Origin of the sequence: Streptomyces sp. MS19 (genome assembly GCF_047200595.1) — a bacterium.
Classification (GTDB): Bacteria; Actinomycetota; Actinomycetes; order Streptomycetales; family Streptomycetaceae; genus Streptomyces.
The window spans coordinates 1-24,538 of record NZ_JBJZOH010000027.1; the positions used below are offsets into that span (position 1 = coordinate 1).

20 protein-coding genes and 1 pseudogene are annotated in these 24,538 nt (G+C 73.6%); 9 read left to right on the forward strand and 12 right to left on the reverse strand.

Annotated features, from left to right (window positions below; all coding sequences use genetic code 11):
* The coding region (locus ACL02R_RS21960; protein ID WP_412798683.1) for an alpha/beta fold hydrolase at positions 1-439 on the reverse strand (439 nt) is incomplete at its 3' end.
* On the reverse strand, positions 432-1,913 hold the full coding sequence (locus ACL02R_RS21965) for a flavin-containing monooxygenase (protein WP_412798738.1): 1,482 nt from the start codon (positions 1,911-1,913) through the stop codon (positions 432-434). The genes ACL02R_RS21960 and ACL02R_RS21965, both read right to left, overlap by 8 nt.
* A 145-nt stretch (positions 1,914-2,058) precedes the next feature.
* On the opposite strand from ACL02R_RS21965, the gene ACL02R_RS21970 reads away from it, so the two are divergent.
* Entirely contained in the window at positions 2,059-2,790 is a 732-nt protein-coding gene (locus tag ACL02R_RS21970; protein ID WP_412798684.1) for a MerR family transcriptional regulator, read from the forward strand.
* Between the two features lie 121 nt (positions 2,791-2,911).
* Here the strand turns inward: ACL02R_RS21970 and ACL02R_RS21975 are convergent, their stop codons facing one another.
* A complete protein-coding gene (locus ACL02R_RS21975) occupies positions 2,912-3,520 on the reverse strand; it encodes a TetR/AcrR family transcriptional regulator (protein ID WP_412798685.1) in 609 nt (202 codons plus the stop codon).
* 104 nt (positions 3,521-3,624) lie between these two features.
* On the opposite strand from ACL02R_RS21975, the gene ACL02R_RS21980 reads away from it, so the two are divergent.
* On the forward strand, positions 3,625-4,677 hold the full coding sequence (locus ACL02R_RS21980; protein WP_412798686.1) for an ABC transporter permease: 1,053 nt from the start codon (positions 3,625-3,627) through the stop codon (positions 4,675-4,677).
* Here ACL02R_RS21980 and ACL02R_RS21985 read toward each other — a convergent pair.
* From ACL02R_RS21985 to ACL02R_RS21995, 3 genes are all read right to left on the reverse strand, one after another.
* Positions 4,626-5,117: a GNAT family N-acetyltransferase gene (locus ACL02R_RS21985; RefSeq protein ID WP_412798687.1), complete on the reverse strand. Its 492-nt coding sequence runs from the start codon at positions 5,115-5,117 to the stop codon at positions 4,626-4,628. The two genes, ACL02R_RS21980 and ACL02R_RS21985, sit on opposite strands and share 52 nt — an antisense overlap.
* Positions 5,118-5,156: 39 nt before the next feature.
* Entirely contained in the window at positions 5,157-6,911 is a 1,755-nt protein-coding gene (locus tag ACL02R_RS21990) for a hypothetical protein (RefSeq protein ID WP_412798688.1), read from the reverse strand.
* A 133-nt stretch (positions 6,912-7,044) separates the two neighbouring features.
* Positions 7,045-8,742: a hypothetical protein gene (locus tag ACL02R_RS21995; protein ID WP_412798689.1), complete on the reverse strand. Its 1,698-nt coding sequence runs from the start codon at positions 8,740-8,742 to the stop codon at positions 7,045-7,047.
* Positions 8,743-8,940: 198 nt separating this feature from the next.
* Here ACL02R_RS21995 and ACL02R_RS22000 point away from each other — a divergent pair, with 198 nt between their 5' ends.
* From ACL02R_RS22000 to lysA, 4 genes and pseudogenes are all read left to right on the forward strand, one after another.
* On the forward strand, positions 8,941-9,765 hold the full coding sequence (locus ACL02R_RS22000) for an exodeoxyribonuclease III (protein ID WP_412798690.1): 825 nt from the start codon (positions 8,941-8,943) through the stop codon (positions 9,763-9,765).
* A gap of 150 nt (positions 9,766-9,915) precedes the next feature.
* Positions 9,916-11,631 (forward strand): hypothetical protein, encoded by a 1,716-nt coding sequence (locus ACL02R_RS22005; RefSeq protein ID WP_412798691.1) that lies wholly within the window; start codon positions 9,916-9,918, stop codon positions 11,629-11,631.
* A 751-nt stretch (positions 11,632-12,382) separates the two neighbouring features.
* Positions 12,383-12,664, forward strand: a pseudogene (locus tag ACL02R_RS22010) (SAV_915 family protein); the annotation flags it as partial.
* Positions 12,661-14,070: a diaminopimelate decarboxylase gene (gene lysA / locus ACL02R_RS22015; RefSeq protein WP_412798692.1), complete on the forward strand. Its 1,410-nt coding sequence runs from the start codon at positions 12,661-12,663 to the stop codon at positions 14,068-14,070. The pseudogene ACL02R_RS22010 and the gene lysA, both read left to right, overlap by 4 nt.
* A 25-nt stretch (positions 14,071-14,095) precedes the next feature.
* Here lysA and ACL02R_RS22020 read toward each other — a convergent pair whose 3' ends face one another.
* Entirely contained in the window at positions 14,096-14,593 is a 498-nt protein-coding gene (locus ACL02R_RS22020; RefSeq protein WP_412798693.1) for a MarR family winged helix-turn-helix transcriptional regulator, read from the reverse strand.
* Positions 14,594-14,694: 101 nt separating this feature from the next.
* Here ACL02R_RS22020 and ACL02R_RS22025 point away from each other — a divergent pair, with 101 nt between their 5' ends.
* Entirely contained in the window at positions 14,695-15,537 is an 843-nt protein-coding gene (locus ACL02R_RS22025; RefSeq protein WP_412798694.1) for a trans-aconitate 2-methyltransferase, read from the forward strand.
* 153 nt (positions 15,538-15,690) lie between these two features.
* The gene (locus ACL02R_RS22030; protein WP_412798695.1) at positions 15,691-16,095 is read left to right on the forward strand and encodes a rodlin; all 405 of its coding nucleotides are present in this window, start codon (positions 15,691-15,693) and stop codon (positions 16,093-16,095) included.
* 120 nt (positions 16,096-16,215) lie between these two features.
* Here the strand turns inward: ACL02R_RS22030 and ACL02R_RS22035 are convergent, their stop codons facing one another.
* Positions 16,216-16,902: a TetR/AcrR family transcriptional regulator gene (locus tag ACL02R_RS22035; RefSeq protein WP_412798739.1), complete on the reverse strand. Its 687-nt coding sequence runs from the start codon at positions 16,900-16,902 to the stop codon at positions 16,216-16,218.
* Entirely contained in the window at positions 16,902-17,939 is a 1,038-nt protein-coding gene (locus ACL02R_RS22040) for an acyl-CoA desaturase (protein ID WP_412798696.1), read from the reverse strand. The genes ACL02R_RS22035 and ACL02R_RS22040 overlap by 1 nt, the downstream gene beginning before the upstream one ends.
* A 390-nt stretch (positions 17,940-18,329) precedes the next feature.
* Between ACL02R_RS22040 and ppc the strand changes: the two genes are divergently transcribed.
* On the forward strand, positions 18,330-21,062 hold the full coding sequence (gene ppc, locus ACL02R_RS22045; protein WP_412798740.1) for a phosphoenolpyruvate carboxylase: 2,733 nt from the start codon (positions 18,330-18,332) through the stop codon (positions 21,060-21,062).
* Positions 21,063-21,089: 27 nt separating this feature from the next.
* Here the strand turns inward: ppc and ACL02R_RS22050 are convergent, their stop codons facing one another.
* The 3 genes from ACL02R_RS22050 to ACL02R_RS22060 all read right to left on the reverse strand — a co-directional run bounded on the left by ACL02R_RS22050 (position 21,090) and on the right by ACL02R_RS22060 (position 24,525).
* Entirely contained in the window at positions 21,090-21,911 is an 822-nt protein-coding gene (locus ACL02R_RS22050) for an MBL fold metallo-hydrolase (protein ID WP_412798697.1), read from the reverse strand.
* A 64-nt stretch (positions 21,912-21,975) separates the two neighbouring features.
* Positions 21,976-22,869 carry a GlxA family transcriptional regulator gene (locus tag ACL02R_RS22055; RefSeq protein WP_412798698.1) on the reverse strand — a complete coding sequence of 298 codons (894 nt, stop codon included), beginning with the start codon at positions 22,867-22,869 and terminating at the stop codon, positions 21,976-21,978.
* A 246-nt stretch (positions 22,870-23,115) separates the two neighbouring features.
* Positions 23,116-24,525, reverse strand: a complete 1,410-nt coding sequence (locus ACL02R_RS22060; RefSeq protein WP_412798699.1) for a recombinase family protein — start codon at positions 24,523-24,525, stop codon at positions 23,116-23,118.
* Positions 24,526-24,538: the final 13 nt, after the last annotated feature.

A 24,538-nucleotide genomic window follows, 5' to 3' on the forward strand; every position in this document is an offset into this window, starting at 1 on the left:
TCTGGGTAAACCCCCACCCCTCTCCCCCCCCCCCCCCCCCCCTCCCCGCCCCCCCCCCCCCCCCCACGACCGTCATGGCGCCCATGGAGTGCCCGGCGACGACGGCGCGCGTGCCGTCCGGGACGGTCGCGTCGAGGACGGCGCACAGGTCGTCGGCGAGCGCGTCCGCGTCGCAGTTGCCGGGCGTGGGCGGCGTACGGCCGTGGCCGCGCTGGTCGTAGAGGACCACCCGGTGGTCGGGGAGGAGGCGGTGCAGGACGCCGTGCCACAGCGCGGTGTTGCACGTCCAGCCGTGCACGAGGACGACGGCCGGGGCGTCGTCGGGCCCGTGTATCTCGGTGTGCAGGCGGGCGCCGCCCGTGGAGGGCACGATGCGGACAGCCCAGTCGCGGCGCGCGGACTGCTGCGGGAACGGCGGGTGGGCGGACGGCTCAGGCATGGCGCAGCACCTCGTATTCGGAGAGATCGACCTGCTGGGTGGCGATGCGGAACTCGCGGGTGGTGCCCGGCCAGACGGTGGTGTTGCGGCCGTGCGCGTCGAGGTACCAGCTGTCGCAGCCGCCGGTGTTCCACACCGAACGGGCGAGCCGGGCCTGGAGGCGGTCGTTCCACGCGGCGACCGCCTGGGGCCTGGGGGTCAGGGCGGCGCGGGGGCCGAGCCGGTCGAGGGCGCGCAGGTAGTCGGCGAGGTAGGCGAGCTGGGCCTCGATGATGAGGATCATCGAGCTGTTGCCGAGGCCGGTGTTGGGGCCGATGACGGTCAGGAAGTTGGGGAAGCCGGCCGCCGTCGTGCCGCGCAGGGCCGCCATGCCGTCGCGCCACGACTCGGCGAGGGTCGTCCCGTCCGCGCCCTGGACGCGCCGGGCGATCGGCAGGTCCGTGACGCGGAAACCGGTGCCGAACACGATCGTGTCCGCCTCGGTCTCCCGGCCGTCGTCGGCGACGAGCGTGCCGCCGCGTATCTCGCGCAGCCCCGCGTCGATGAGGCGGACGTGCGGCCTGGCCAGGGCCGGGTACCAGTCGTTCGACAGCAGGATGCGCTTGCAGCCGATGCGGTAGCCGGGCGTGAGGCGGCGGCGCAGGTCCTCGTCCTTGACGGCGCGGCGCATGTGGAGGAGGGCGAGCTTCTCCAGACCGCGCATCATGTCCGGGCGGGACGCGAACGCGCCGACCTGCATCTCCCGTATGCCCCACAGCAGTCGGCGGCGCGCCGCGCGGGTCGCGGGCAGCCGGGCGTGCAGGAGCCGTTCAAGGCCGCTGATGGGCCGGTCGGCGCGCGGCAGGACCCAGGGCGGGGTGCGCTGGAAGACGGTGACCTCCGCCGCCTCGCGCTGTATGCGCGGCACGAACTGCACGGCCGACGCGCCCGTCCCGACCACCGCGACCCGCCGCCCCCGCAGCGGGTGCCCGTGGTCCCAGCGCGCCGAGTGGAACACCCGGCCGGGGAAGCCGTCCAGGCCCGGCACGTCCGGCAGCCTCGGGTCGGAGAGCGGGCCCGTCGCGGTCACGACGACGTCCGCCGTCAGCGTGCCGCCGCCGCTCGTCGCCACGACCCAGCGCAGCTCGTCGCCGTCCCAGCGCGCCGACTCGACGCCGACGCCGAGCCGCAGGTGCGGGCGCAGGCCGTACGTGTCGGCGACCCACTCCAGGTACGCCCTGATGTGCGGCTGCCCCGAGAAGGCGCGCGGCCAGCGGGGATTGGGCGCGAAGGAGAACGAGTACAGGTGCGAGGGCACGTCGCACGCGCAGCCCGGGTACGTGTTGTCGCGCCACGTCCCGCCGACCGCGTCCGCCCGTTCGAGGACCACGAAGTCCGTGACGCCAGAGCGCCGCAGCCGCACCGCCGCCCCGAGGCCGCCGAAACCCGCGCCGATCACGGCGACCCGTACGTGCTCCGTCCCGACGACGCCCATGCGACCGGCCTCCCTGGCGAGCGCTGCGATGCTGCCAGCGTTCACTGGCACAGTGGGAGCGTAGGACAGGTGACTACCGATCGGTAGGGGGCGAACGCGCCTTTGCCGGACGCCCGTTCACCGCCCGTCCGCCTACACTCGCCGCGTGGCAGGCAGACGGGAGTACCGCGCGGCGGAGCTGGCGCAGGCGGCCGGGATCACCGAGCGGACCCTGCGGTACTACCGCGAACGCCGTCTCCTCCCGCCGCCCCGCCGCGCGGGCCGCGTCGCCTGGTACGACGAACGCCACCTCGCCCGGCTCCGCACCATCGACGGCCTCCTGGCGCGCGGGCACACCCTCGGCGGCATCGCCGAACTGCTCACCGCCTTCACCGAGGGCCGCGACGCCGGGCACACCGCCGAACTCCTCGGCCTGCGCGAGCCGCGCCCGTGGGCGGAGGAACGCCCCGTCCGCCTCACCCCCGGGCAACTGGCCGCGTACTTCGCCGGCCCGGCGTCCGCCGACCTCGCGGCGGCCCTGGAGATCGGCTACGTGGCGGTGGACGGCGAGGAGCTGGTGCACGTCAGCCGCGACCTGCTGGAGGCGTCCGCCGCGCTGGCGGGGGAGGGCATCCCGCTGTCGGCGATGCTGGCGGCCGGGCGGCAGCTGCGGGCGTACGCCGACGCGCTGGCCGACGTCTTCACCGGCCTGCTGCGGGAACACGTCCTCCCCGAGATCCTCGCCCCGGGCCACCGGCGGCCCCTGGCGGCGGAGGACGTGCGACGCCTGACGGAGGCACTGGAACGGCTGCGGCCACTGGCGAAGAAGGCGGTGTACGCGGAGGTGTCCCTGGCCCTGGACCGCCGCCTCGACGAAGACCTCCCCCCCGACACGTGAACCCGTTCCGGCCGGGGTGAGCTGAGCGGAATCCACTTCTCACAGCACCAAACCCGCAGTACAAAGACCCTGCTCCCCGCACACGCGGGGCTGGGCCCGGCGGGGTGGTCGGGGGCGCCGGTCAGGTCCCCTGAGTGGTGGGGGCGTCGATCGACATGATGCCGCGCAGGCCCTCCACCACCACGGACACGTCCTGCCGGTCCACCAGGGCCGACTGGAGCAGGTAGCCCTGTGCGCATGCCGCCAGGGTCCGCGCCACGTGTTCGGCCGGGACGTCGGGCCGCATCCAGCCGTTGCGCTGGTAGGCCTCCACGAGGACCCGCCAGTGCCCGACGAGGTTGTTGAGCCCGGTCCGCAGCACCGTGGCCAGTTCCGGGCTGCGCACGGTCTCCGCCCAGACCTGCACGATCAGCGACGGCGGGAAGGTGAGCAGGTCGGCCGCGCGCGTGAGCGAGTCGCCCAGGATGACGTCCGGGAGCGGCGGCCGCTCGGCGAGCGACGCGTCCCGGAACACGGCCGCGACCTCCCGCAGGACGTGGTGCGCGAGGTCCACGATCATCGCGTCCTTCCCCGGGAAGTAGCGGTAGACCGCTCCGGCCGACAGGCCGGTCTCCCTGAGGATGTCCTGCATGGAGGTGGCGTGGAAGCCGTCCCGCGCGAAGCAGCGGGCGGCGCCCTCCAGGATCTGTCGCCTGCGGGCCTCCATGTGTGCGGGGGATACGCGAGGCATGGACGAAGCGTAAAACGAACGTTCGTTTCTTGACAAGAGGCGGCCCGGTGCCGCACGGTGGGGCGCGCAGAAAAACGAACGATCCTTCTTTTTGGAGGCACCCCGTGCAGGCAGCACCCCGCCCCTCCGTCCCGCGCGGCCGGCTGGCCGCGGTCGTCCTCGGCCTCCCGGTGTTCGTCGCCTTCGCCATCTGGGCCTTCGCGTGGCCCGCGGCACGCACCGCCCCGAACGACCTGCCCGTGGGCGTCGCCGGGCCCCCGGCCGCCGCCGGGCAGGTCGCGGACGCGCTCCGAAGCGCGGACGGCGCCTTCGACGTCCACGTCTACGACGACGGGGACGAGGCGCGCGCCGCCGTCGAGGACCGCGAGGTCTACGGCGCGTTCGTCCTCTCGGGCGGCCCCGGAGGCGGCGAGGGCCGCATGGACGTGCTGACCGCCACGGCGGGCGGGCCCGTCGTGGCCCAGCTCCTCACCCAGGCCGCCCAGAACCAGGCGCCCCCCGGCACCGACGTCCGGGTGACCGACGTCGTGCCCGCGCCGGAGGGCGACCCGCGCGGCGCCGCGTTCAACACGAGCGTCCTGCCGCTGGCCATCGCGGGCATCGCGGGCGGCGCGCTGGTCGTCACGATCGGCATCCGCGGGCTGACCGGCGTCCTCACGCTCGCCGCCGCCGCCGTGCTGGTCGGCGCCGTGGGCGCCGCGATCGGCCTGGGCTGGCTCGGCGTGCTGGCCGGGAACTGGCTCGCGGTGGCCGGGGTCCTCGCCCTGATGGTCCTCGCGGGCGGCGTCACCGTCGCGGGCATCGCCACGCTGATCGGCCCCGCCGGGATCGGGATCGGCGCGCTGCTCGTCATGCTGCTCGGCAACCCGTGGTCCGGCGCGGGCTCGGCCCCCGAGCTGCTGCCCGAGCCCGCCTCCACCCTCGGCCGCCTGCTCCCGACCGGCGCGGGAACGTCCCTGCTGCGCTCGGTGTCCTTCTTCGACGGCGCCGGGGGCGCGTTCTCCCTCGCGGTCCTCGCCGTGTGGACGGTCCTCGGGGTCGCGGCGATGCTGCTCGGCGCGCGCCGCGGGGCCCCCGGCCAGGGCGGCGAGGGTGGCCAGGGTGGTCAGGGCAGCAGCGACTTGGCGAAGAACACGCTCTCGGGCGAGTCCCGGTAGGTCCCGAAGCCCTGCTCGAAGGGCAGCTCGGTGAAGCCGCTGCTGCGGTAGAGCCCGATGGCCTCCGGCTGCCGCGTGCCGGTCTCCAGGACCAGCCGCGTGCGGCCGGCGGCCCGCGCCTCCTCCTCCAGCCTGGCGAGCACCTTGCGGGCCAGCCCGCGCCCACGGGCCTCCCGCCGGACGAACATGCGCTTCAGCTCGGCGTCGCCCGGCGCGTAGCCCTCCTCGGCCGCCTCGTGCGCGCGCCACGCGCCGGTGCCCACGGGACGGCCCGCGTCGTCGTAGACCAGCAGGTAGAGCCCGTGCGGCGGGACGAACATCCCGGCGTCGAGCGGCGTGACGTCCCCCGCACCGCCGTACCGCTCGGCGTACTCCGCCTGCACGAGATCGTTCAGCATGCGCGCGTCGGGATCGTCGAACCGGGCGGTCACTATCGTCATACGGCCATCGTACGAAGCCGCCGCCGGTGGTCCGCGCGGTCACCGCACGCCCCCGGCCGCCGGCACTCCGGCACGGTCCCGCACGTCCGCCAGGGCCGCCTCCACCCGCTGCCCCCCGGGCGACATGCGGCCCGGCTCGATCCACCACGGGACGCCCGCCCGCGACCCCGCCTCCGCGACCTCCCGGGCGGCCCGTTCGTACGGCCGCGCCTCCGCGCTGCCGGGCGCGGCGCCCTCGGGGGGCGTCGTGCCGCTCTCGATCAGCATCGCGGGGCCCGCGCCCACCGGCCACGACCGCGACAGCAGCCCCTCGCGGAAGGCCGGGTCGGTCAGCAGGGAGGCGGACAGCTCCTTGTCCGCCGACACGGCCCGCAGCATGTTGTCAGGACCGGCCAGGTCCCGCCGCGGGTCGGTCCAGTCGCCCCAGTCCATGTCCGTCCGGTCCATGCGCCCCTGGAGGCGCACGGCCGCTTCCGCCATGTCCCTGCCCAGGTGCTCGCCGGGGGTGAGGCGCCCGGCCGACATGAGGTCGCCGAAGCCGGTGAGCTGCTGCATGTCCCAGATCTCCGCGCCGCTGGGGCGGTCGGTGACGGGCTTCAGCCACTCGATGTCCGGCTCTCCGTACACCCAGCGCCGCACGGAGGACGGGACGTCGTCGCGCGCGTCCGGGTCGCGCGGGTCGATGCCGCCGATCTCCGGGTCAAGCAGCATGGTCACGCTGTCGGCCAGCCGCTCGAACACGACCCGCCTGCGCCCCTCGTCCCCGGGGTCGAGCGGGACGAGTCCGCTGGCGAGTCCGGTCAGGTAGTCGCGCCCGTACGGGCCGCCGTCCTCGCCCAGGGCGCGGTGGAAGGCGAGCAGGTAGCGCCGTTCCGCCTCGGTCATGTCACGGAGCGGGGCGCCCGGCTCGTCCCCGCCGCCGTGGACGGAGCGGAAGATCGCGTCGAGGCCGTCGGTGTACTGCCACACCAGGCCGATGTCGAGGGACCCGGCGTTCTCGAACTGCCCGACCAGCCCCTTCGCCGCCCAGGCCGCCATCTCCGGGGTGAGCCACATCCTCAGCGGCCCGCCCGTGAGGTCGAAGCCCGTCGGGTCGAGTTCCGCGGCGGCGGAGGCGAGGTCCTTGCGGTAGCTGTGGATGGCGTCGTGGATGTCCCACGCCGCGCCCTCGGCGTCCGACACGGCCTCGTCGAAGTGGCGTTCCCTGAGTCGCGTGAGGACACCGGCGGCGAGGACGTACCCCTCGCCGTAGGGCTCGGCGGTGAACGTGAAGCCGTTCACCGTCCGTGACAGCGGCTCGTCGTCGTACGGCTCGACCGGCGCCCCCAGCGCCTCCACCTCGGCCATGACCGCGTGGTAGTCGGCACGCGCCGCGGCCAGGTGCGCCTTGAACGTGTCCTCGCACTGGCCCCGGCCCCACACGCGGTCGTGGACCTCCTCCTCGGCCGCGACGGCCCGGTTGACGGCCTTGAAGAGCGCGCGGACGGTCTTGTCGACCTCGCTCTCGCCGAGTGCCTGGTCCGTGGCCCTGATCCGCCCCTCGCCGTCGACGAGCTTGTCCCCGTCAACGGAGCCGGCGTCGGCGGCCAGTTCGGTGGCGCGGCGGGAGAGGTCACCGACGTCCGAGACCTCGCAGGCGGCCCGCAGGTAGGCCGCCGCGCTGTCGGCCATGTCGTCGGCGTCGATCTCGGTGCCGAACTTCTTGCTCATCGCCCATGGCCTGCTGCTCGGGTAGTCGTCGCGCGCCGCCTCGATCTCCGCCCGGCTGAAATCGACCGGTGTCTGCTCGGCCATGTCGCTCCCGCAAAGAACCCAGTGCTGGTGAGTGCGGAGCCTACTCAGGAAAGTCCCCGCATCGTAAGACTTTCCCGCCCCCGGAGTCCGGCCGCACCGCGCCGTCCATCCCTTGTCTTCCGCGAACGCCGCCTCACCCCGCCCCGGCGCGCTCCACCACGTCGTCCACCGCCTGCGCCAGCCGCCACGCCCCCGGCCGGACCGTCCACCCGTCGCCGTCGCCCCGCGTGGCGCGCGCCGCGAACTCCTCGGCCGCACGCTCGTACGGGCGCGCCGCCGCGCTGCCGGGCTCGACCCCCGGCGGGAGCGTCGTCCCGTTCTCGACCAGCAGCCCCGGGCCCACGCCCTCCTCCCACGGCACGTGGAGCAGGCCGTCGCGGAACGACTCGTCGGCCAGCAGCGCGGCGGACAGCGCGCCGTTCTCCGAGACCGCCCTGAGCATGCCCTCGGGGCCCCCGTCGCCGGGCCGCGGCAGGTCGTGCGCGGCCCAGTCCACCGGGGAGCCGACCAGCTCGTCCTGGATGCGCACCGCCGCCCCGGCCAGGTCGCGCCCGAAGTGCTCGCCGGGGCCGACGCTCGCCGTTCCCATGAGGTCGCCGAACAGCCGCAGGTCCTCCATGGCGCGCCAGTGCGCGTCCACGCCGCCGGGGCCCGGCTCGGCGCTCCAGTCGTAGCGCGGCTCGTCGTAGACGAAGCGGCGTACGGCGCCCGGCAGGTCGTCGCGCGCGTCCGGGTCGCGCGGGTCGATGCCGCCGATCTCCGGGTCCAGCAGCATGTTCACGCCGTTGGCGAGCCGCTGGAAGACCTCGGTGCGGCGCCCCTCGTCGCCCGGCTCGGCGAGGGGCCCGCTCAGCGGGGACAGGGCGCTCATGCCCATGGCGTCCGTCTCCTGCCCCAGGGCCTTGTAGAAGGCGAGGAGGTACGCGCGTTCGTCCCCGGTCATGTCCCGCACCGGCGCGCCGGGGTCGCCGCTCGTGCCGAAGACCGAGCGGACGATCGCGTCCAGGCCCTCCGTGCAGCGCAGGCGGTCCTCGACGTTCCAGGCGCGCCCGTCGTCCAGCCCGGGGTGCTTCAGCCCCTCCGCCGCCCAGATCGCCATGTCCGGCGTGGTCCACAGCCTCAGCGGGCCGCCGGTGAGGTCGAAGCCGTAGGTGCTGTCGAGCTCCGCCGCGGCGGCGGTGAGGCCGCGCCGGTAGACCTCGATGGTGTCCGCGATGTCCTTGCCGGTGACCGCCGCGTCCTGGCGCGCGGCCGTCAGGTGGTGCCGCCGGATGCCGTCGGCCGCCGTCGCCGGGAGGGTGTAGGCGCCGCCGGTCGCCTCCACGGTGAACGAGTAGCCGGGCGTCGTGACGGGCCAGGGCGGCAGCAGCGCCTTGTCCGGCGGGATGTCCGCGTTCAGGGCGGCGATCTGCGACACGGCGTCCTGGTAGGCGCCGCGCGCCGCCTCCAGGCGGTTCGCGAAGCGCTCGTCCAGCCTGCCGCCGCCGTGGACCAGCTCGGCCACCTCTTCCCCGGCCTTGAGGGCCTGGTTCATCGTGCGGACGAGGAGCCGCACGGTGCCGTCCACGCCGTCCTCGCCGAGTGCCTGGTCGGTGGCCCTGATCCGGCCCTCGGTGTCCACGAGGGCGTCCCCGTCGAGGCAGCCCGCGTCGGCGGCGAGTTCGGTGGCGCGGCGGGAGAGGCCGCCGACGTCCGAGACCTCGGACGCGGCCCGCAGGTAGGCGGCGGCGGTGTCGGCCATGTCGTCGGTGTCCAGCTCGGCGCCGAACTTCCTGCTCGTCGTCCACGGGGCCCAGCCGCCGCGTTCGACATCGTCCCGGGTGAAATCCACCGGTGTCCGCTCGGTCACATCGCCCCCGCAAAGTGCACTGTCACGGTCCTCCTGGCAGCCTAGCGACCAAGTCACCTGTGCGGTAACCATCTTGTGCAACGCGGCTCGTCTCGCGTCGGCGCGTCCCCGTCGTTTCGTGGAGCAAACGGGTGCGGAACGCACGTCCCGGCTCCCGCCCGCCCCGCGTAGGCTCGTCCCGTGCTCACCGTGACGACCGCGAATGTGAACGGCCTGCGCGCCGCCGCCGGCAAGGGCTACCTCCCCTGGCTCGCCGCGACGGACGCCGATGTCGTGTGCCTCCAGGAGGTCCGCGCCCTGGAGGACCAGCTGCCCGAGGCCGTGCGCCGCCCCGAGGGCTGGCACGCCGTCTGGGCCCCGGCCGCCGCGAAGGGCCGCGCGGGCGTCGCGCTGCTGACCCGGAGGGAGCCGGAGGCGGTGCGCGTCGGCTTCGGCGCGCCGGAGTTCGCCGCGTCGGGGCGCTACGTCGAGGCGGACCTGCCGGGCGTGACGGTGGCCAGCCTCTACCTGCCGTCCGGCGAGGTGGGCACGGAGCGGCAGGCCGAGAAGGAACGCTTCATGGCGGCCTTCCTCCCCTACCTCACCGCCCTGCGCGCCCGCGCCGCCGCGGCGGGCCGCGAGGTCCTCGTCTGCGGGGACTGGAACATCGCGCACCGCGAGGCCGACCTCAAGAACTGGCGCGCCAACCGCAAGAGTTCCGGCTTCCTCCCCGAGGAACGCGCCTGGCTCACGCGCGTCCTGGCGCCGGACGACGGCGGCTTGACGGACGTCGTCCGCGCGCAGTACCCGGCGCAGGAGGGCCCGTACAGCTGGTGGTCCTACCGCGGCCAGGCGTTCGACCGCGACACGGGCTGGCGCATCGACTACCACATGGCGACGCCGGGGCTGGCCGCCCGCTGCGTGAAGGCGTACGTGGAGCGCGCCGCGACCCACGCGGAACGCTGGTCCGACCACGCCCCGGTCACCGCGGTCTACGACCTCAAGGCCACCCCGCCCGCCGCCTGACCCCCCGGAGAGGCACGGCGGCTTCACAGAAGGCAACGCTCGTCGGCGCCCTCGGGGCAGCCGGTCCGAGGGTCGAAGACCCGTGCGAAAACGGCTCGGCGCCCAGTACGATCCGCACCTCACCATCACTGCGGAGTTTGCGGGGGCGACATGGCTGACCATGCGGTCGATTTCAGCCGGAAAGACGTCGAGGGGGAGTGGCGGGCTCCCTGGACGGACAGCGGGAAGTTCGTGGCGGAGATCGACACCGACGACATGGCGGACGCCGCCGCCGCGTACCTGCGGGCGGCGTCCGAGGTCTCGAAGGTGAGTGACCTGTCCCGCCGCGCCACCGAACTCGCCGCCGAGGCGGGCTCCCTCGACGGGGACAGCCTCGTGGACGCCGAGGGCCGGATCAGGGCCACCGACCAGGCACTGGGCGGGGACGACGTGGACGACACCGTGCGGCTGCTCATCAAGGTGATCAACCGGGCCGTCCGCGCCGAGGAGGAGGTCCGCGACCGCGTCCACGGACCGGGACAGCTCGACGACCGGTACAAGGAACACCTCGCCAAGGCGCGCGCCGACTACCGGGCGGCCCGGGGGAAGGTCGACGACATGAACGCGCTGTTCGGCGAGAACGCCGGCGGCGTCCCGGGCGAGCTGTCGATCCCGGTGAACGGGTTCTCCATCGTCCCCGTGGAGCGCGACGGGCGGTTCCACCTGAGCGAGGGCGACATCTCCGAGATCAGGGGGCGCCACTTCTCGGCGGCCGTCGAGGACGCGGAGAAGGCCACCTCCGACATCGACGACGCCATCAACAGCTACCGGGGCTACCTCGCCGCCACGGCGGCCGAACTCGGTCCGACCGGCCTCGACCTCACGGGCGGGCCGCTGGGCGTCTGGCTCACCCCCGAGATGGCGATCTGGGCCGCGGAGGGGCTGCGTGACCAGTTCGACTCGCGCGAGCCCATGGACCACGACCTGGCGCTGCGGTACTCGGCCGGCCTGGAGGCGATCTTCCACTCGGTCTACGGCCCGGGGGACGAACCGGGCGCGGCGCGCAGGGACCTGACCGAGGCCGAACGGGAGTACCTGATCCTTCTGCACAGCACCCTGGGCAAGGGCTTCGCCGACGACCTGAACTTCGACAGCTTCCCCGCGGAAGCGCCGGACCCCGGGGAGCAGGGCCGCAGGAGAGTCGTGTACGAGCGGCTGGCCGACAGCGTGAACATGCTGCTGAACCCCGCGATAGGCGGCATCGATCCGCACGATCCGGACAGCGCGGACGACGTCCCGTACCTCGCGCGGCGCTTCGTCTACAACTCCCGCACCGGCTGGCTCCAGGAATCGGCCCCGGCACTCAGCTCCGGTCCCCTGGAGCCGTCCGAGATGGGCCTCTTCAGCGACCTCATGGCGTCCGCCCGCGTCGCTCCCGGCGACCACTGGGGCCGCGATCTGGCGACGGTGGCCGTCGCCGCCATGGGGCCGACGGAGTCGCCCGAGGACGACTGGAACAGCGCGTTCGGCGGGCCGACGCAGGGAAGAATCCACTACACGATCGGCAACGTGCTGCACACGGTGTCGCTGAACAAGGAGCTGTCCGCCGAACTGCTGGCCGACCCCGCCTTCCGCGACGACCTGCTGTCGCAGTCGGTGTCGGAGGACGGGGGCCCCGCGGCGCTGGTCACGAGCGGCACCACGGCTCCCGAGGGCGCCGAGCCCGGCAGCAAGGAGGCGCGGCCGTACGAACAGGCCGCCCGGGACGTCGTGGAGTCCGCCGGTCCTGGTGTCCCGTGGTGGATCGACGGGGGGCGCGGGTCCACCGACGGGCTACCCATGGCGGCGGCCCTGGACGAGCTGCGCCACCGCGTCAAGATGTACTGAGTACGGCGGGCCGGGCGGCTCCCCGACCACCGGCATCGGCCGCCGCCCGCGCCGTCGTGCGCGCCGCCGCGCGGCCGGCGGCGGCCCGCGCCCCCCGCGTGCGGCATTCGTACGCTTTGGCGCAAACACTCCCTTCCCGGCACTCGGCGACCGGCGGACACTGGGTGGTGCCACGTCGGCCGAGGTCTGCCCGTGCAGGAGCGGCGGCCGGTGCGGTGCATCGCAAGGTGCCGGATCGCCCTCGTGCTGGGCGCACTTGGGTGATGCGGCAACGCAGCGAGGTGCCGTGCCGGCCGTCGCGACGGGGCTGACCTCGGCCGACGTGGCACCAGGACAGGGGAGGGGCCGGGACGCCCCTTGACCGCCCTCTGCCGACTCCATCCGCACCCGGCCCGCCGTGGCCCTTCGTCGTGCCCCAGAGGAGTTCCGCATGAGCATGAGGCCCCTCCCGCGCGGAGACACGTCCGCGTCCGCCCCACCCCGCCCCGCGGCGGCCCGCGAGTAGCGGACGCGTCAACGGCGGCGCGCCGCGCGTCAAAGGGCCTGTCGGCGCCCCGCCGCACCCGTGGAACCGCGCATGACGTCGACTCCACGCCGCCCCGCGCGGGGGCGGCGCGTACCGGCAGCACGTCACGGACTCCCTGGAGCGCACACGATGCCTCTCCGCACGAACGTCTGTACGAACACCTGTTCGACTCCCGCCTCGTCCCCCGGCGGCGCCGCCGGGGACCCGGGGGAAGCCGACCTCCGCGATCGGGGCCCGGCCGGACCCCTCCACGTACCCGTCCGGCCGGGTCCCGCCGGATGCGTGGTCCGCCTCTTCCGCGACCCCGAAGGCGTCCGCACCGCCGTCGCCTTCACCACGGAAGCACGCCTGACCGCCGCGCTCGGCCCCTGGCAGGGCCGGGTCCGCCTGTCGGAACCCGCCCTCCGCGCGCTCGCCGCGCCCCTCGGCACCACCGCACTCACCCTTGACCCGCAGCTCGCCGCGCCGGGCGCTCGCTGCCGCGTGACGGGAGGTCCATCCGCATGACCACACAGATCAGTCCGCAGCAGACCCGCTCCCAGCTCCCCCCGGCCGCCCCGCGCGTCCCCGCGCAGGCGACGCCCCACGGCCCGCGCCGCGTCCCCGACCTGGCTGTCTGGCCGCGCTCCGCCCAGTTCGCGGCGGACGGCGGCGACATGCTCGTCGGCGGCGTCCGCCTCGCCGAGCTGGCCGAACGGCACGGCACGCCCACGTACGTCCTGGACGAGACGGAGATCAGGCACCGCTGCCGCGCCTACCGCGCGGCCTTCCCCGACACCGACCTCTACTACGCGGCCCAGGCGTTCCTGTGCCGCGCCCTCGTCCACTGGATCGAGGAGGAGGGCTTCGGCCTCGACGTCCGCTCGGCGGGCGAGACGGAGCTGGCCGTCGTCGCGGGCTTCCCGCCGGAGCGCATGGTGCTGCACGGCAACGCGAAGAGCCCCGAGGACCTGCGCGCCGCGCTGCGCCTGGGCGTCGGCCGGATCGTGATCGGCAGCACGCAGGAGATCCTGCGGCTGGCCGCGCGAATTCCGCGCGGGTCACGCCAGAAGGTGCTGCTCCGCGTGGCCCCCGGCATCGCGGCCGGGGCGGACGAGAGGGTGCGCACGGCCACGCCGGACCAGCAGTTCGGCCTCGCGCTGCCGGACGGCTCGGCGCAGCACGCCATCGGGCGCGTCCTGGCGCAGCCGCGCCTCGAACTCGTCGGCCTGCACTGCCACCTGGGCTCGCAGATCACCTCGCCCAGGCCGTACCTCTCGGCGGTCCGCCGCCTCGTCGGGCTGCTCGCCCGGGTCCGCGACCGGTACGGCGCGGTCCTGCCGGAGCTGAACCTGGGCGGCGGCCACGGCGTCGCCTACCGGCCGGGCGACGAGGAGCTGGACATCCGCGCCCTCGCGCCGCGCCTGCGGGCCGAGCTGATGGAGAGCTGCGCGGCGAACGGCCTGCCCGCGCCGCGCCTGGCCGTCGCGCCGGGCCGTGCAGTGGCGGGCCCGGCGGGCGTCGCGCTCCACCGGGTCCTGGCGGTCGGGCACGGCGTGGCGGACCGCACGTACGTCGCGGTCGACGGCGGCATGAGCGGCAACCCGCGGCCCGCCCTGCACGGCGAGCGGTACGCGCCCCGGCTCATCGGCCGCCGTCCGGAGGCCGGGCCACGGCCGGTGACGGTCGTCGGGCGGCACGGTGAGGCGGGCGACGTGCTCGCCCGCGACGTGCCGCTGCCGGGCGACGTGCGGCCGGGCGACCTGCTGGCGCTGCCGGTGGCGGGCGCGTACCACCTGTCGGCGGCGTCCGCGTGCGACTCCGCGTACGACACGGCCGGCCGCCCGCCCGTGGTGGGCGTGGGGGAGGGGCGGTCGCGGCTGCTGGTGCGCCGGGAGTCCCCGGACGACCTGGCGCGGCGCGACCTGGGCTGAGGACCTGGGGACCGGCGCGCCGCCGTCAGATCGGGATGTTGTCGAACGGGGCGGTCAGCACCCGCAGGAGGGTGGCGAGTTCGCGGCGCTGCCGGTCGGTCAGGTCGCCCAGCAGGGCCCGTTCCTGGATCAGCAGCCCGGCGAGCGCCTCGTCCGCCTGGCGCTGGCCCGCCTCCGTCAGCCGGACGAGGACGCCGCGCCGGTCGCTGGGGTCGGGCAGCCGCTCGACGAGGCCCTTCTTGGCGAGCCGGTCGATGCGGTTGGTCATGGTGCCTGAGGTGACGAGGGTCTGCGTCAGCAACTGGCCGGGGGAGAGCTGGTACGGGCTGCCCGCGCGGCGCAGCGCGGTGAGCACGTCGAACTCCCACGGTTCGAGGTTGCGCTCGGCGAACGCGAGACGCCGCGCGCGGTCCAGGTGCCTGGCCAGCCTGCTGACGCGGCTGAGCACCTCCAGCGGTTCCACGTCCAGGTCGGGGCGCTCGCGCCGCCAGGCCGCCACCAGCCGGTCAACCTCGTCCTCCATGGGCACAGTCTAGTTGTTGTGTCGATATGAAGTCTCACGACATGAAGTCTCATCACATCAAGTTTCTTGACGTCGAGAGATAAGCGGTGCAGCATGCCGTCATGACGTCCAGAACCCCCGCGCCCGGCCCCGGCCCCGTCGAGTGGAGCCCCGCCCAGTACCAGCGCCACAGCGGCCACAGGACCCGCCCGCTGTACGAACTGCTCGCCCGCGTCCCCCCGCTGCGCCCCGCCGCCGGGGCGGGCCCGCGCGTCGCCGACCTCGGCTGCGGCCCCGGCAAGCCCAGCCTCGTCATCGCCGAGCACCTCCCCGCCGCCCGCATCACCGGCTACGACAACTCGCCCGCCATGCTCGCCGAGGCCCGCGCGTACGCCGGCCCGCTCGCCGGGGGCGGCTCCCTCGACTTCGCGCACGCCGACCTCGCCACCTGGCGGCCCGACGGGACGTTCGACCTGATCGTCTCCAACGCCGCGCTCCAGTGGGTGCCGGGCCACGTGGACCGCTTCCCCGACTGGACCGCCGCCCTCGCCCCGCACGGCGTCCTCGCCTTCCAGGTCCCCGGCAACTTCGACGCGCCGAGCCACGTCCTCCTGCGCGAGCTGTGCGCGTCCCCCCGCTGGCGCGACCGCCTCGGCGGCGTCCTGCGCCACCCGGACGCGACGCACTCCGCCGCCGCCTACTTCGACGCCCTGGCCGCGCTCGGCTGTGACGTCGACGCGTGGGAGACGACGTACCTCCACGTCCTGCCGGGCGAGGACCCGGTCCTCGACTGGGTGAAGGGCACGGGGCTGCGCCCGGTCCTCACCGCGCTGGACGACGACCGCGCCGAGCGTGACGCGTTCCTCGCCGGATACCGCGACGCCCTGCGCGCCGCCTACCCGGCCGGGCCGCACGGCACGGTCTTCCCGTTCCGCCGGATCTTCGCGGTCGCCCGGCGGGCGTGACGCCGTCACCGGGGCGGGACGGCAGGTCAACGAGCCGCCGCGAGAGGCCCCGGATTGGTCGGAACGGGTGAACGGCGGCAACCGAATCCCTCCGTACGCGTTGTTCAGGTCGCTCCAAGAACAGGGCACCCCGTCATTCGGAAGGACAAGCCAGTGATCAAGAAGACGCTTGCCACGGTTGCCGTCGCGGCCTCCGCCCTCGGCGTGGCCGGTGCCGTTGCCACCCCGGCCATGGCCATCGGCGGCGACGCCAACGGGCCGCAGACGGTCAACGGCAACGGCGCCGGCCAGGCGTACGGCAACACCACCACCGGTGGCTACATGAGCCCGAACATCTCCCTGGTCAACGGCTCGCTGAACAAGCCCTGCATCGCCGTGCCGCAGGTCGAGGCCCAGAGCCTGGTGGCGCTGGTCAACGTCGGCGTTCAGGACCTCCTCAACAACAAGGCGTTCCAGAACTGCTCCGACAACTCCACCCAGGTCCAGGGCGACGCTCCGCTGTCGCACCTCCTGTCGGACCTGTCGGTCCTGTCGGAGAACGGCGTCTCGCGCCACTGAGGACCGGCGGACCCGGCTTCTTCGGCCTTCTGACCGGTGCTCCGCAAGCGGCGGCCCCCTCCCCACTTCACCCCGGGGAGGGGGCCGCTCCGCGTTGACGTGCCGTCTCGCGCCCGGGGCTCAGCTGCGGCGCCTGCCGACGAGCTTCGGGTCGTGCTCCAGGCCCTGGAGGCCGTGCCACGCCAGGTTGACCAGGTGCGCGGCGACCTCGCCCTTCTTCGGGCGGCGCACGTTCAGCCACCACTGCCCGGTCAGCGCGACCATGCCGACCAGCGCCTGCGCGTACATCGGCGCCAGCTTCGCGTCGAAGCCGCGGTTCTTGAACTCGCGGCCGAGGATGTCCTCGACCCGGGTGGCGATGTCCCCGATGAGGGACGCGAACGTGCCGGTCGCCTGGGCCACCGGGGAGTCGCGCACCAGGATGTGGAAGCCGTCCGTCGACTGCTCGATGTAGTCGAGCAGGGCGAACGCCGCCTGTTCCAGCATCTCGCGCGGGTGCCCGGCGGTGAGGGCGCTGGTCACCATCTCCAGCAGCCGGCTCATCTCGCGGTCCACGACGACCGCGTACAGCCCTTCCTTGCCGCCGAAGTGCTCGTACACCACGGGCTTGGAGACCCCGGCCTTCGCCGCGATCTCCTCCACCGACGTGCCGTCGAAGCCGCGCTCGGCGAAGAGCGTGCGCCCGATGTCCAGCAGCTGTTCACGGCGTTCCGTGCCGGTCATGCGCCGACGGGCCCGCCTCGTGGGGCGGGCGGGCCGGTCGTTGCCGTCGTTCTTGATGCTGTTGTCGGTCGCCACGCTCTCCATCATGCCGCGTGGGCCGCAGGCGTTTCCTTGCGGTTTTGTTCCGCTTCCGCACCATTGCTGTCCGGATTGCTCCGCTTGGCGTCGATACGTGCCTGCTTCGGCCAGCGGACGTCGTACACCCAGCCCGCCTTCTCGAACCAGCTGATCAGCCGCGCGCTGGAGTCCAGCTGCCGGCGGTCCACGCCGTGCCGCGCGCACGTCGGGTCGGCGTGGTGCAGGTTGTGCCAGGACTCGCCGCACGACAGGACGGCGAGCCACCACACGTTCCCCGAGCGGTCGCGCGACCTGAACGGGCGCTTGCCGACCGCGTGGCAGATCGAGTTGATCGACCAGGTGACGTGGTGCAGCAGCGCGATCCGGACCAGCGAGGCCCAGAAGAACGCGGTCACCGCGCCCTGCCATGACCAGGTGATCAGCGCGCCGAGCGCCGCCGGTGTGAGCAGGGACACCACCGTCCACAGCACGAACTGCCGCGAGATCCGCCGGATGTCCCGGTCCTTGATCAGGTCGGGCGCGTACTTCTGCTGGTTCGTGTGCTCGGTGTCGAACATCCACGCCATGTGGGCCCACCACAGGCCCTTCAGCAGCGCGGGCAGCGTCTCGCCGTAGCGCCAGGGGGAGTGCGGGTCGCCCTCGGCGTCCGAGTGCTTGTGGTGCTTGCGGTGGTCGGCGACCCACCGGACGAGGGGCCCCTCCACCGCGAGCGACCCGGCGATGGCCAGCGCGATCCGCATCGGCCGCCTGGCCTTGAACGCGCCGTGCGTGAAGTAGCGGTGGAACCCGATCGTGATGCCGTGGCAGCCGATGAAGTAGAAGACCGTCATCAGCGCCAGGTCCACCCAGCTCACCCCCCAGCCCCAGGCCAGGGGCACCGCCGCCACCAGGGCGACGAAGGGGACGACGATGAACAGCAGCAGCGCGATCTGCTCGGCCGAGCTGCGCTGCTCGCCGCCGAGGGTGGCGGACGGCGGGCCGTCGGGCTCGTGCTGCGGGTCGGGGGTGGCGGAAGGCGGCGCCAGATCAGGGGAAGAGCTCATGAACGTCCTCGGGTGGAGCGTTGCCGGAGGGTGTCCGGCGGGGGAATTCGGGGGATGCGCGAATCCGTCGGGAATCGGGGGGTGGGCCGGGGAACTGGTGGGGGATGTCTGTGGGGGAGCGCCGCGCGGGGCGGGGCGGCCGCTGCGGGCCGCCGGTCCGGCGGGCGACCGTAACCTACGGTGTCGTAAGTATTGCAGTACGCGACGGCGCCACACGGCCTCCGACCGGAACCGACCGCGCCCTTCCGGTCGTGTGACCGGGGCTGACTACGATTGACCCGCCGGACAGCGCGGTCCGCCCACGTGCCAACGATCTGCCGAGAGAACGAGCTGCGAGGAGCCGCACCCGTGAGCAGTCCAGACAGCAAGAGAGCGCCGGAGCCCCTGGGCGTGTCAGACATCCCGGACACGAAGGGCGCCCCGGAAAGCAGTACCGCGCTGCGTGCCGACATCCGCCGTCTGGGCGATCTTCTGGGCGAGACCCTCGTCCGGCAGGACGGTCCCGAGCTGCTCGACCTGGTCGAGCGCGTCCGGCTGCTGACCCGCACCGACGGCGAGGCCGCCGCCGCGCTGCTGGGCGACACCGACCTCGCCACCGCCGCCAAGCTGGTCCGCGCCTTCGCGACGTACTTCCACCTCGCCAACGTCACCGAGCAGGTGCATCGCGGGCGCGAGCTGAGCGAGCGCCGCGCCGCCGAGGGCAGCGTCCTGTCACGCACCGCCGACATGCTGAAGGACGCCGACCCGGCGCACCTGCGGCAGACGGTCGCCAACCTCGGCGTACGCCCCGTCTTCACCGCGCACCCGACCGAGGCGGCGCGCCGCTCCGTCCTCACCAAGCTCCGCAAGATCGCCGAACTGCTCGACCGCCCCGCCGCCGAGGCGCGTTCGACCGACCTGCGGCTCGCCGAGTACATCGACCTCATCTGGCAGACGGACGAGCTGCGTGTCGTCCGCCCCGAGCCCGCCGACGAGGCGCGCAACGCCGTCTACTACCTGGACGAACTCCAGGCCGACGCCGTCGGCGACGTGCTGGAGGACCTCACGATCGAGCTGGAGCGCGCCGGCGCCCCCCTGCCGTCGGGCAGCAGGCCGCTGACCTTCGGCACCTGGATCGGCGGCGACCGCGACGGCAACCCGAACGTGACGCCGACCGTCACCTGGGACGTCCTCCTCCTCCAGCACGAGCACGGCATCAACGGCGCGCTGCACCACATCGACCAGCTGCGCAGCGCCCTGTCCAACTCGATCCGCAACTCCGGCGCGAGCCAGGAGCTGCTGGACTCCCTCGCCGCCGACCTGGAGCGCCTGCCGGAGATCACGCCGCGCTACAAGCGGCTGAACGCGGAGGAGCCCTACCGGCTCAAGGTCACCTGCATCCGGCAGAAGCTCCAGAACACCAGGACCCGCCTCGCCGAGGGCACCCCGCACGCCGAGGGCCGCGACTACCTGGGCACCGGCGAACTGCTCGCCGACCTCGCCGTCGTCCAGCGGTCGCTGCGCGAGCACCGGGGCGGGCTGATCGCGGACGGCCGGGTCGAGCGCGTGATGCGGACGCTGGCGGCGTTCGGCCTCCAGCTCGCGACCATGGACGTGCGCGAGCACGCCGACGCGCACCACCACGCGCTGGGGCAGCTCTTCGACCGCCTGGGCGAGGAGTCCTGGCGGTACGCGGACATGCCGCGCGAGTACCGCACGAAGCTGCTGGCCCGCGAGCTGCGCTCCCGCCGCCCGCTGGCGCCGACGCCCGCGCCGCTGGACGCCGCGGGCGCCAAGACCCTCGGTGTCTTCGAGACGGTCCGCAGGGCGCTGGACACCTTCGGCCCGGAGATCGTCGAGTCGTACATCATCTCCATGTGCCAGGGCGCGGACGACGTGTTCGCCGCCGCCGTGCTGGCGCGCGAGGCGGGTCTCGTGGACCTGCACGCGGGCTGGGCGCGGATCGGCATCGTGCCGCTGCTGGAGACGACCGACGAGCTGAAGATCGCCGACGAACTGCTCGACGCGATGCTGTCGGACCCCTCCTACCGGCGGCTCGTCTCGCTCCGCGACGACGTGCAGGAGGTGATGCTCGGCTACTCGGACTCGTCCAAGTTCGGCGGCATCACGACCTCGCAGTGGGAGATCCACCGGGCGCAGCGGCGGCTGCGCGACGTCGCGCACCGGCACGGCGTGCGGCTGCGGCTGTTCCACGGCCGCGGCGGCACGGTCGGCCGTGGCGGCGGCCCGACGCACGACGCGATCCTCGCCCAGCCGTGGGGGACGCTGGAGGGCGAGATCAAGGTGACCGAGCAGGGCGAGGTCATCTCGGACAAGTACCTCGTCCCTGCCCTGGCCAGGGAGAACCTCGAACTCACCGTCGGCGCCACCCTCCAGGCGTCCGCGCTGCACACGGCGCCGCGCCAGGCCGTGGAGGACCTGACGCGCTGGGACGCCGCGATGGACACCGTCTCGGAGGCGGCGCACGGCGCGTACCGGCGGCTGGTCGAGGACCCGGACCTGCCCGCGTACTTCTTCGCCTCCACGCCGGTGGACCAGCTCGCCGAGCTGCACCTCGGGTCGCGCCCCTCGCGCCGCCCCGACACCGGCGCGGGGCTCGACGGGCTGCGGGCGATCCCCTGGGTGTTCGGCTGGACGCAGTCGCGGCAGATCGTGCCCGGCTGGTTCGGCGTCGGCACGGGCCTCGCGGCGGCGCGGGAGGCGGGGCTGGAGGACGTGCTCACCGAGGCGTACGCCGAGTGGCACTTCTTCCGGAACTTCCTGTCCAACGTCGAGATGACCCTGGCCAAGACGGACCTGCGCATCGCCCGGCACTACGTCGAGACGCTCGTCCCGCAGGAGCTGCGGCACATCTTCGACGACATCAGGGCCGAGCACGAGCGCACCGTCGCCGAGGTCCTGCGCATCACCGGCGAGCAGGACCTGCTGGACTCCGACCCGGCGCTCCAGCGCACCCTGCACACCCGCGACGCCTACCTCGACCCGATCTCGTACCTCCAGGTCACGCTGCTGCACCGGCAGCGCGAGGCGGCGGCGCGGGGCGAGGAGCCGGACCAGCTGCTCGCGCGTGCGCTGCTGCTGACCGTCAACGGTGTGGCGGCCGGGCTGCGCAACACCGGCTGAGCCCGGGGGCGGCGGCGGGGGCCGGGGTCAGCGCCAGCTCATCTCGCCGGTGGCGACCTTGGCCCCGAGGTCGAGGTTCAGCATGCCGTCCAGGCCGGGGAAACGGCGCCGCATCGCGTCCGCCAGCGGGGCGGCGCCGTCCGTCCTGGCCAGTTCCTCGTCGAACGCGGCGAGGTACGCGCGGGTGAACGCGATGGCGGACGCGTCGGTGGCGGTGTCGGGCGCGCGGTGGCCGGGGACGACGTAGCCGGGCTGGAGGCCCTGGGCCTCGGCGAGGGTGCGGTCCCAGTCGGCGCGTTCCTCCGGGGAGCGGGTGTCGGCGGTCCAGACGTGCAGTCCGGCGAAGAGCAGGACGCCGCCGAGCAGCGCCCGGTCCTCCGGCTGCCAGAGGTACTGGGTGCGGGCCGCGAGCGCCGGGTCGGCCGGGTCGCCGCCGCGCACCTCGAACGTCCTGCCCTCCAGGTCGAGGGTCGTGCCGGTCATGGCCTCGGGGACGATGATGTCGGTGGCCAGGTTGGGGCCGAGGTTGCGCCAGGTCTCGCGCTTCTCGGCCCAGCTGGCGGCGATGCGTTCGACCGTGCCGGGCATGGCGACGATCCGCGCGTCGGGGAAGGCGGCCGCGACCACTTCGAGGCCGAAGTAGCAGTCGGGGTCGGGGGCGCTGACGAAGACGGTGGTGAGCCGCTTGCCGCTGTCCAGCACGGCCGCCACGACGCGGTGCTGTTCGGCGACGGTGAACTGGCCGTCCACCAGGAGGGCTTCGCGGTCGCCCATGACCAGCACCGACGCCTTGTTCAGGCCGGGCCCGCCCGCGGTGTGGACGGCGTAGGAGAGCGACGTAGACGACACGTTCCCAGGACACCACGGGCCGGGGGATCGCGCACTCCGGCGGCGCGGTCGGCCGGTCGGCCGGTCAGCCGGTCAGGCCGCGGAACGTGCGGCGGTAGGCGCTGGGGGAGACGCCGAGGACGGCGCCCATGTGCTGCCGCAGCGACGCGGCCGTGCCGAAGCCCGCCCGTTCCGCGACGCGCTCCACGGGCAGGTCGGTCTCCTCCAGCAGGCGCCGCGCCCGGTCCACGCGCCGCAGGGTCAGCCAGCGCTGCGGCGACACCCCGGTCTCCTCGCGGAACCTGCGGGTGAACGTCCGGACGCTCGTCCCCTCCCGCCCCGCCAGGTCGCGCAGCGTCAGCGGCCGGTCGAGCCGGTCGAGGGCCCACGCGCGCGCCTTGCCGGTCGCGTCCGCGCGGGGGGCGGGGACGGGCGGTTCGGTGTACTGGGCCTGGCCGCCCTCGCGGTGCGGGGGGACGACGGTGCGGCGCGCGACCGCGTTGGCCGCCGGGGCGCCGAAGTCGGTGCGCACGAGGTGCAGGCACAGGTCGATGCCGGAGGCGACCCCGGCGGAGGTGAGGACCTGGCCGGTGGGGCCGGTGTTCTCGGTGTAGAGGATGTCGGGCTGGACGTGGACGGCCGGGTGGAGCGCGGCGAAGTGGGCGCACGCGCTCCAGTGCGTCGTGGCGCGCAGCCCGTCGAGCAGTCCGGCGGCGGCGAGGACGTACGCGCCGGTGCAGATGGAGGCGATGCGCGTGCCTGGCCGGACGCGGGCCAGGGCGGCGGCGAGCGGGGCGGGGAGGGCGCCGGGGCCGTACTGCTCGTCGGCGTCGTGCGCGGCGGGGACGATCACGGTGTCCGCCTCGGCGAGCGTCTCGGGGCCGTGCGGGACGTTGACGGTGAAGTCGGCGTCGGTGGCGACCTCGCCGGGGGTGACGGCGCAGGTGCGCACGTCGTAATGACGTGTTTCAGCATCCACGATGACCGGCTTGTGATTGTCGAGACGTTCCACTCGGAGATCACGACACGGGACCCCAGGGACATACAGACGTACGTCGACACCTTCGAGAGGTTCGCCGACCGTCTCCGCAGGTCAGTGACCATGCTCCTACACGTACGGCGTGTGCTGGCTACAGCCTCCATGGGCAGGGCCTTCCTCGCCTGCCCGCCCGGACGACAAAGCCCCGCCCTCCGGTGAGAGCGGGGCCGAATCGAGCGGGGCAGGCTACGCGTCGGATTCGTCGTCAGCGGTGTGGTTCCACTCCACGGTCATGTAGTCGTCCACGGTCATCTTCGCCGCCTTCTTGAATCCGTTCGGATGCATCGTGATCGTGGTGACGAACTTGACCCACGCCCGACGGACGGGGAGTGGAGTGTTCGGCCAGTCCTGAATCAGGCCAGCGATGCCGGACACGGGGTCGATCGGGGGCAGGCCAGTGACACCCGACAGCTTCTCGTCGATCTCGTCGAGCCTGGCCCGGATTGCCTCGGTACCGGCCGTCATCTGCGACAGGGTGATGGACCCCGAGGCGTAGGCCACGGCCAACCCATCGAGCCGCTCCCGCAGGGTCTGAGCTTCCTGGTGAAAGTGGGCCGAGTCGTCTCCCTCCTCCTGCCGAGCGGCGAGAACCCAGGGCAGGAAGTCGGGGAAGACGATCCGCGCCAGGACGGCGTTACCGGCTCGCTTGTCGGCCAGCTCTCGGGGTACGCGTACGTGCTTCTGTCCGCAGCGGTAGACCGGGGTCCCTCGGTACATGCCGCCGCGCACGGCCTCCCCGCATCGCTCACAGGTAGCCAGTCCGGCGAGCAGGGTCTGAGGGGCAGAGCCGGTACGTGCACCACCCGTGAAGCGCTTGGGGTTCGTCAGTGCCGACACGAGGGCGTAGTGAGTGACCTCGTCCAGGATCGTGGGCCACTGGCCCGCGCCTACCACTTCGCCGTGGTAGGTGGCCTGTGCGATGTACCGAGGGGAGATGAGTACCTTCTTCACTCCGCCCACACCCCACCCCTTCGCCTCGCCCTTCGCCGTGCCGGACGACGAGCGGGGAGCGAGTAGACCGAGGTCGGTCCAGAAGCGAGCGACAGCCGCCAGGGTCTCGCCCTGAAGAATCATCTCCGCGCCCTTGCGGATCGCTTCTGCCTCCGCCTCGACCACGGTTACGTAGTCGTCGGCGTATCCGAACGGCCGCAAGCCCGTCTTGTGCGGCGTGCCGTTCTTCGCCGCCTGAAGGTTCGAAGCCTTCTGCCGCAGCGCCTTCTGCTCGCCCTCGTACTCCGCCCACGCCGTAACCGTCTTGGCCGTGGCTCGACCGGCCGGAGTTGAGAGGTCAAGGTGTCCGGCGTGGATGGCGTGGACGTTGATCCCGAGCGCGATCACTCGCAGCAGGTCTTCCGTCTTGCGCACGAGCCGGTCAGTGTGCCAACAGAGGATCGCGTCCGGCTTGGACGCCAACAGCCGCTCGAACCCTGGCCGTACCTTGCCCGAGGTGGCGCTGATGTCGTTGTCTGCGATTACCTCTCGTACGGTCCAGTCACGAGCTGCGGCGTACGCTCGGCACTCGTCCTCCTGCCGCTGTACGCCCAACTCGTCGCCGTGCTGATCGAGGCTGAGTCGTACGTAGATGGTGACGTCCACCTGTCCTGCCCCC

What these genes read in the sequence shown, in the direction of transcription:
- ACL02R_RS21965 (WP_412798738.1), bottom strand. Translation starts at nt 1,913, where the DNA reads ATGGGCGTCGTCGGGACGGAGCACGTACGGGTCGCCGTGATCGGCGCG.
- ACL02R_RS22005 (WP_412798691.1), top strand. Translation starts at nt 9,916, where the DNA reads ATGGCTGACCATGCGGTCGATTTCAGCCGGAAAGACGTCGAGGGGGAG.
- ACL02R_RS22035 (WP_412798739.1), bottom strand. Translation starts at nt 16,902, where the DNA reads ATGGAGAGCGTGGCGACCGACAACAGCATCAAGAACGACGGCAACGAC.
- ACL02R_RS21990 (WP_412798688.1), bottom strand. Translation starts at nt 6,911, where the DNA reads ATGGCCGAGCAGACACCGGTCGATTTCAGCCGGGCGGAGATCGAGGCG.
- ACL02R_RS22025 (WP_412798694.1), top strand. Translation starts at nt 14,695, where the DNA reads ATGACGTCCAGAACCCCCGCGCCCGGCCCCGGCCCCGTCGAGTGGAGC.
- lysA (WP_412798692.1), top strand. Translation starts at nt 12,661, where the DNA reads ATGACCACACAGATCAGTCCGCAGCAGACCCGCTCCCAGCTCCCCCCG.
- ACL02R_RS22020 (WP_412798693.1), bottom strand. Translation starts at nt 14,593, where the DNA reads ATGGAGGACGAGGTTGACCGGCTGGTGGCGGCCTGGCGGCGCGAGCGC.
- ACL02R_RS21975 (WP_412798685.1), bottom strand. Translation starts at nt 3,520, where the DNA reads ATGCCTCGCGTATCCCCCGCACACATGGAGGCCCGCAGGCGACAGATC.
- ACL02R_RS22040 (WP_412798696.1), bottom strand. Translation starts at nt 17,939, where the DNA reads ATGAGCTCTTCCCCTGATCTGGCGCCGCCTTCCGCCACCCCCGACCCG.
- ACL02R_RS21985 (WP_412798687.1), bottom strand. Translation starts at nt 5,117, where the DNA reads ATGACGATAGTGACCGCCCGGTTCGACGATCCCGACGCGCGCATGCTG.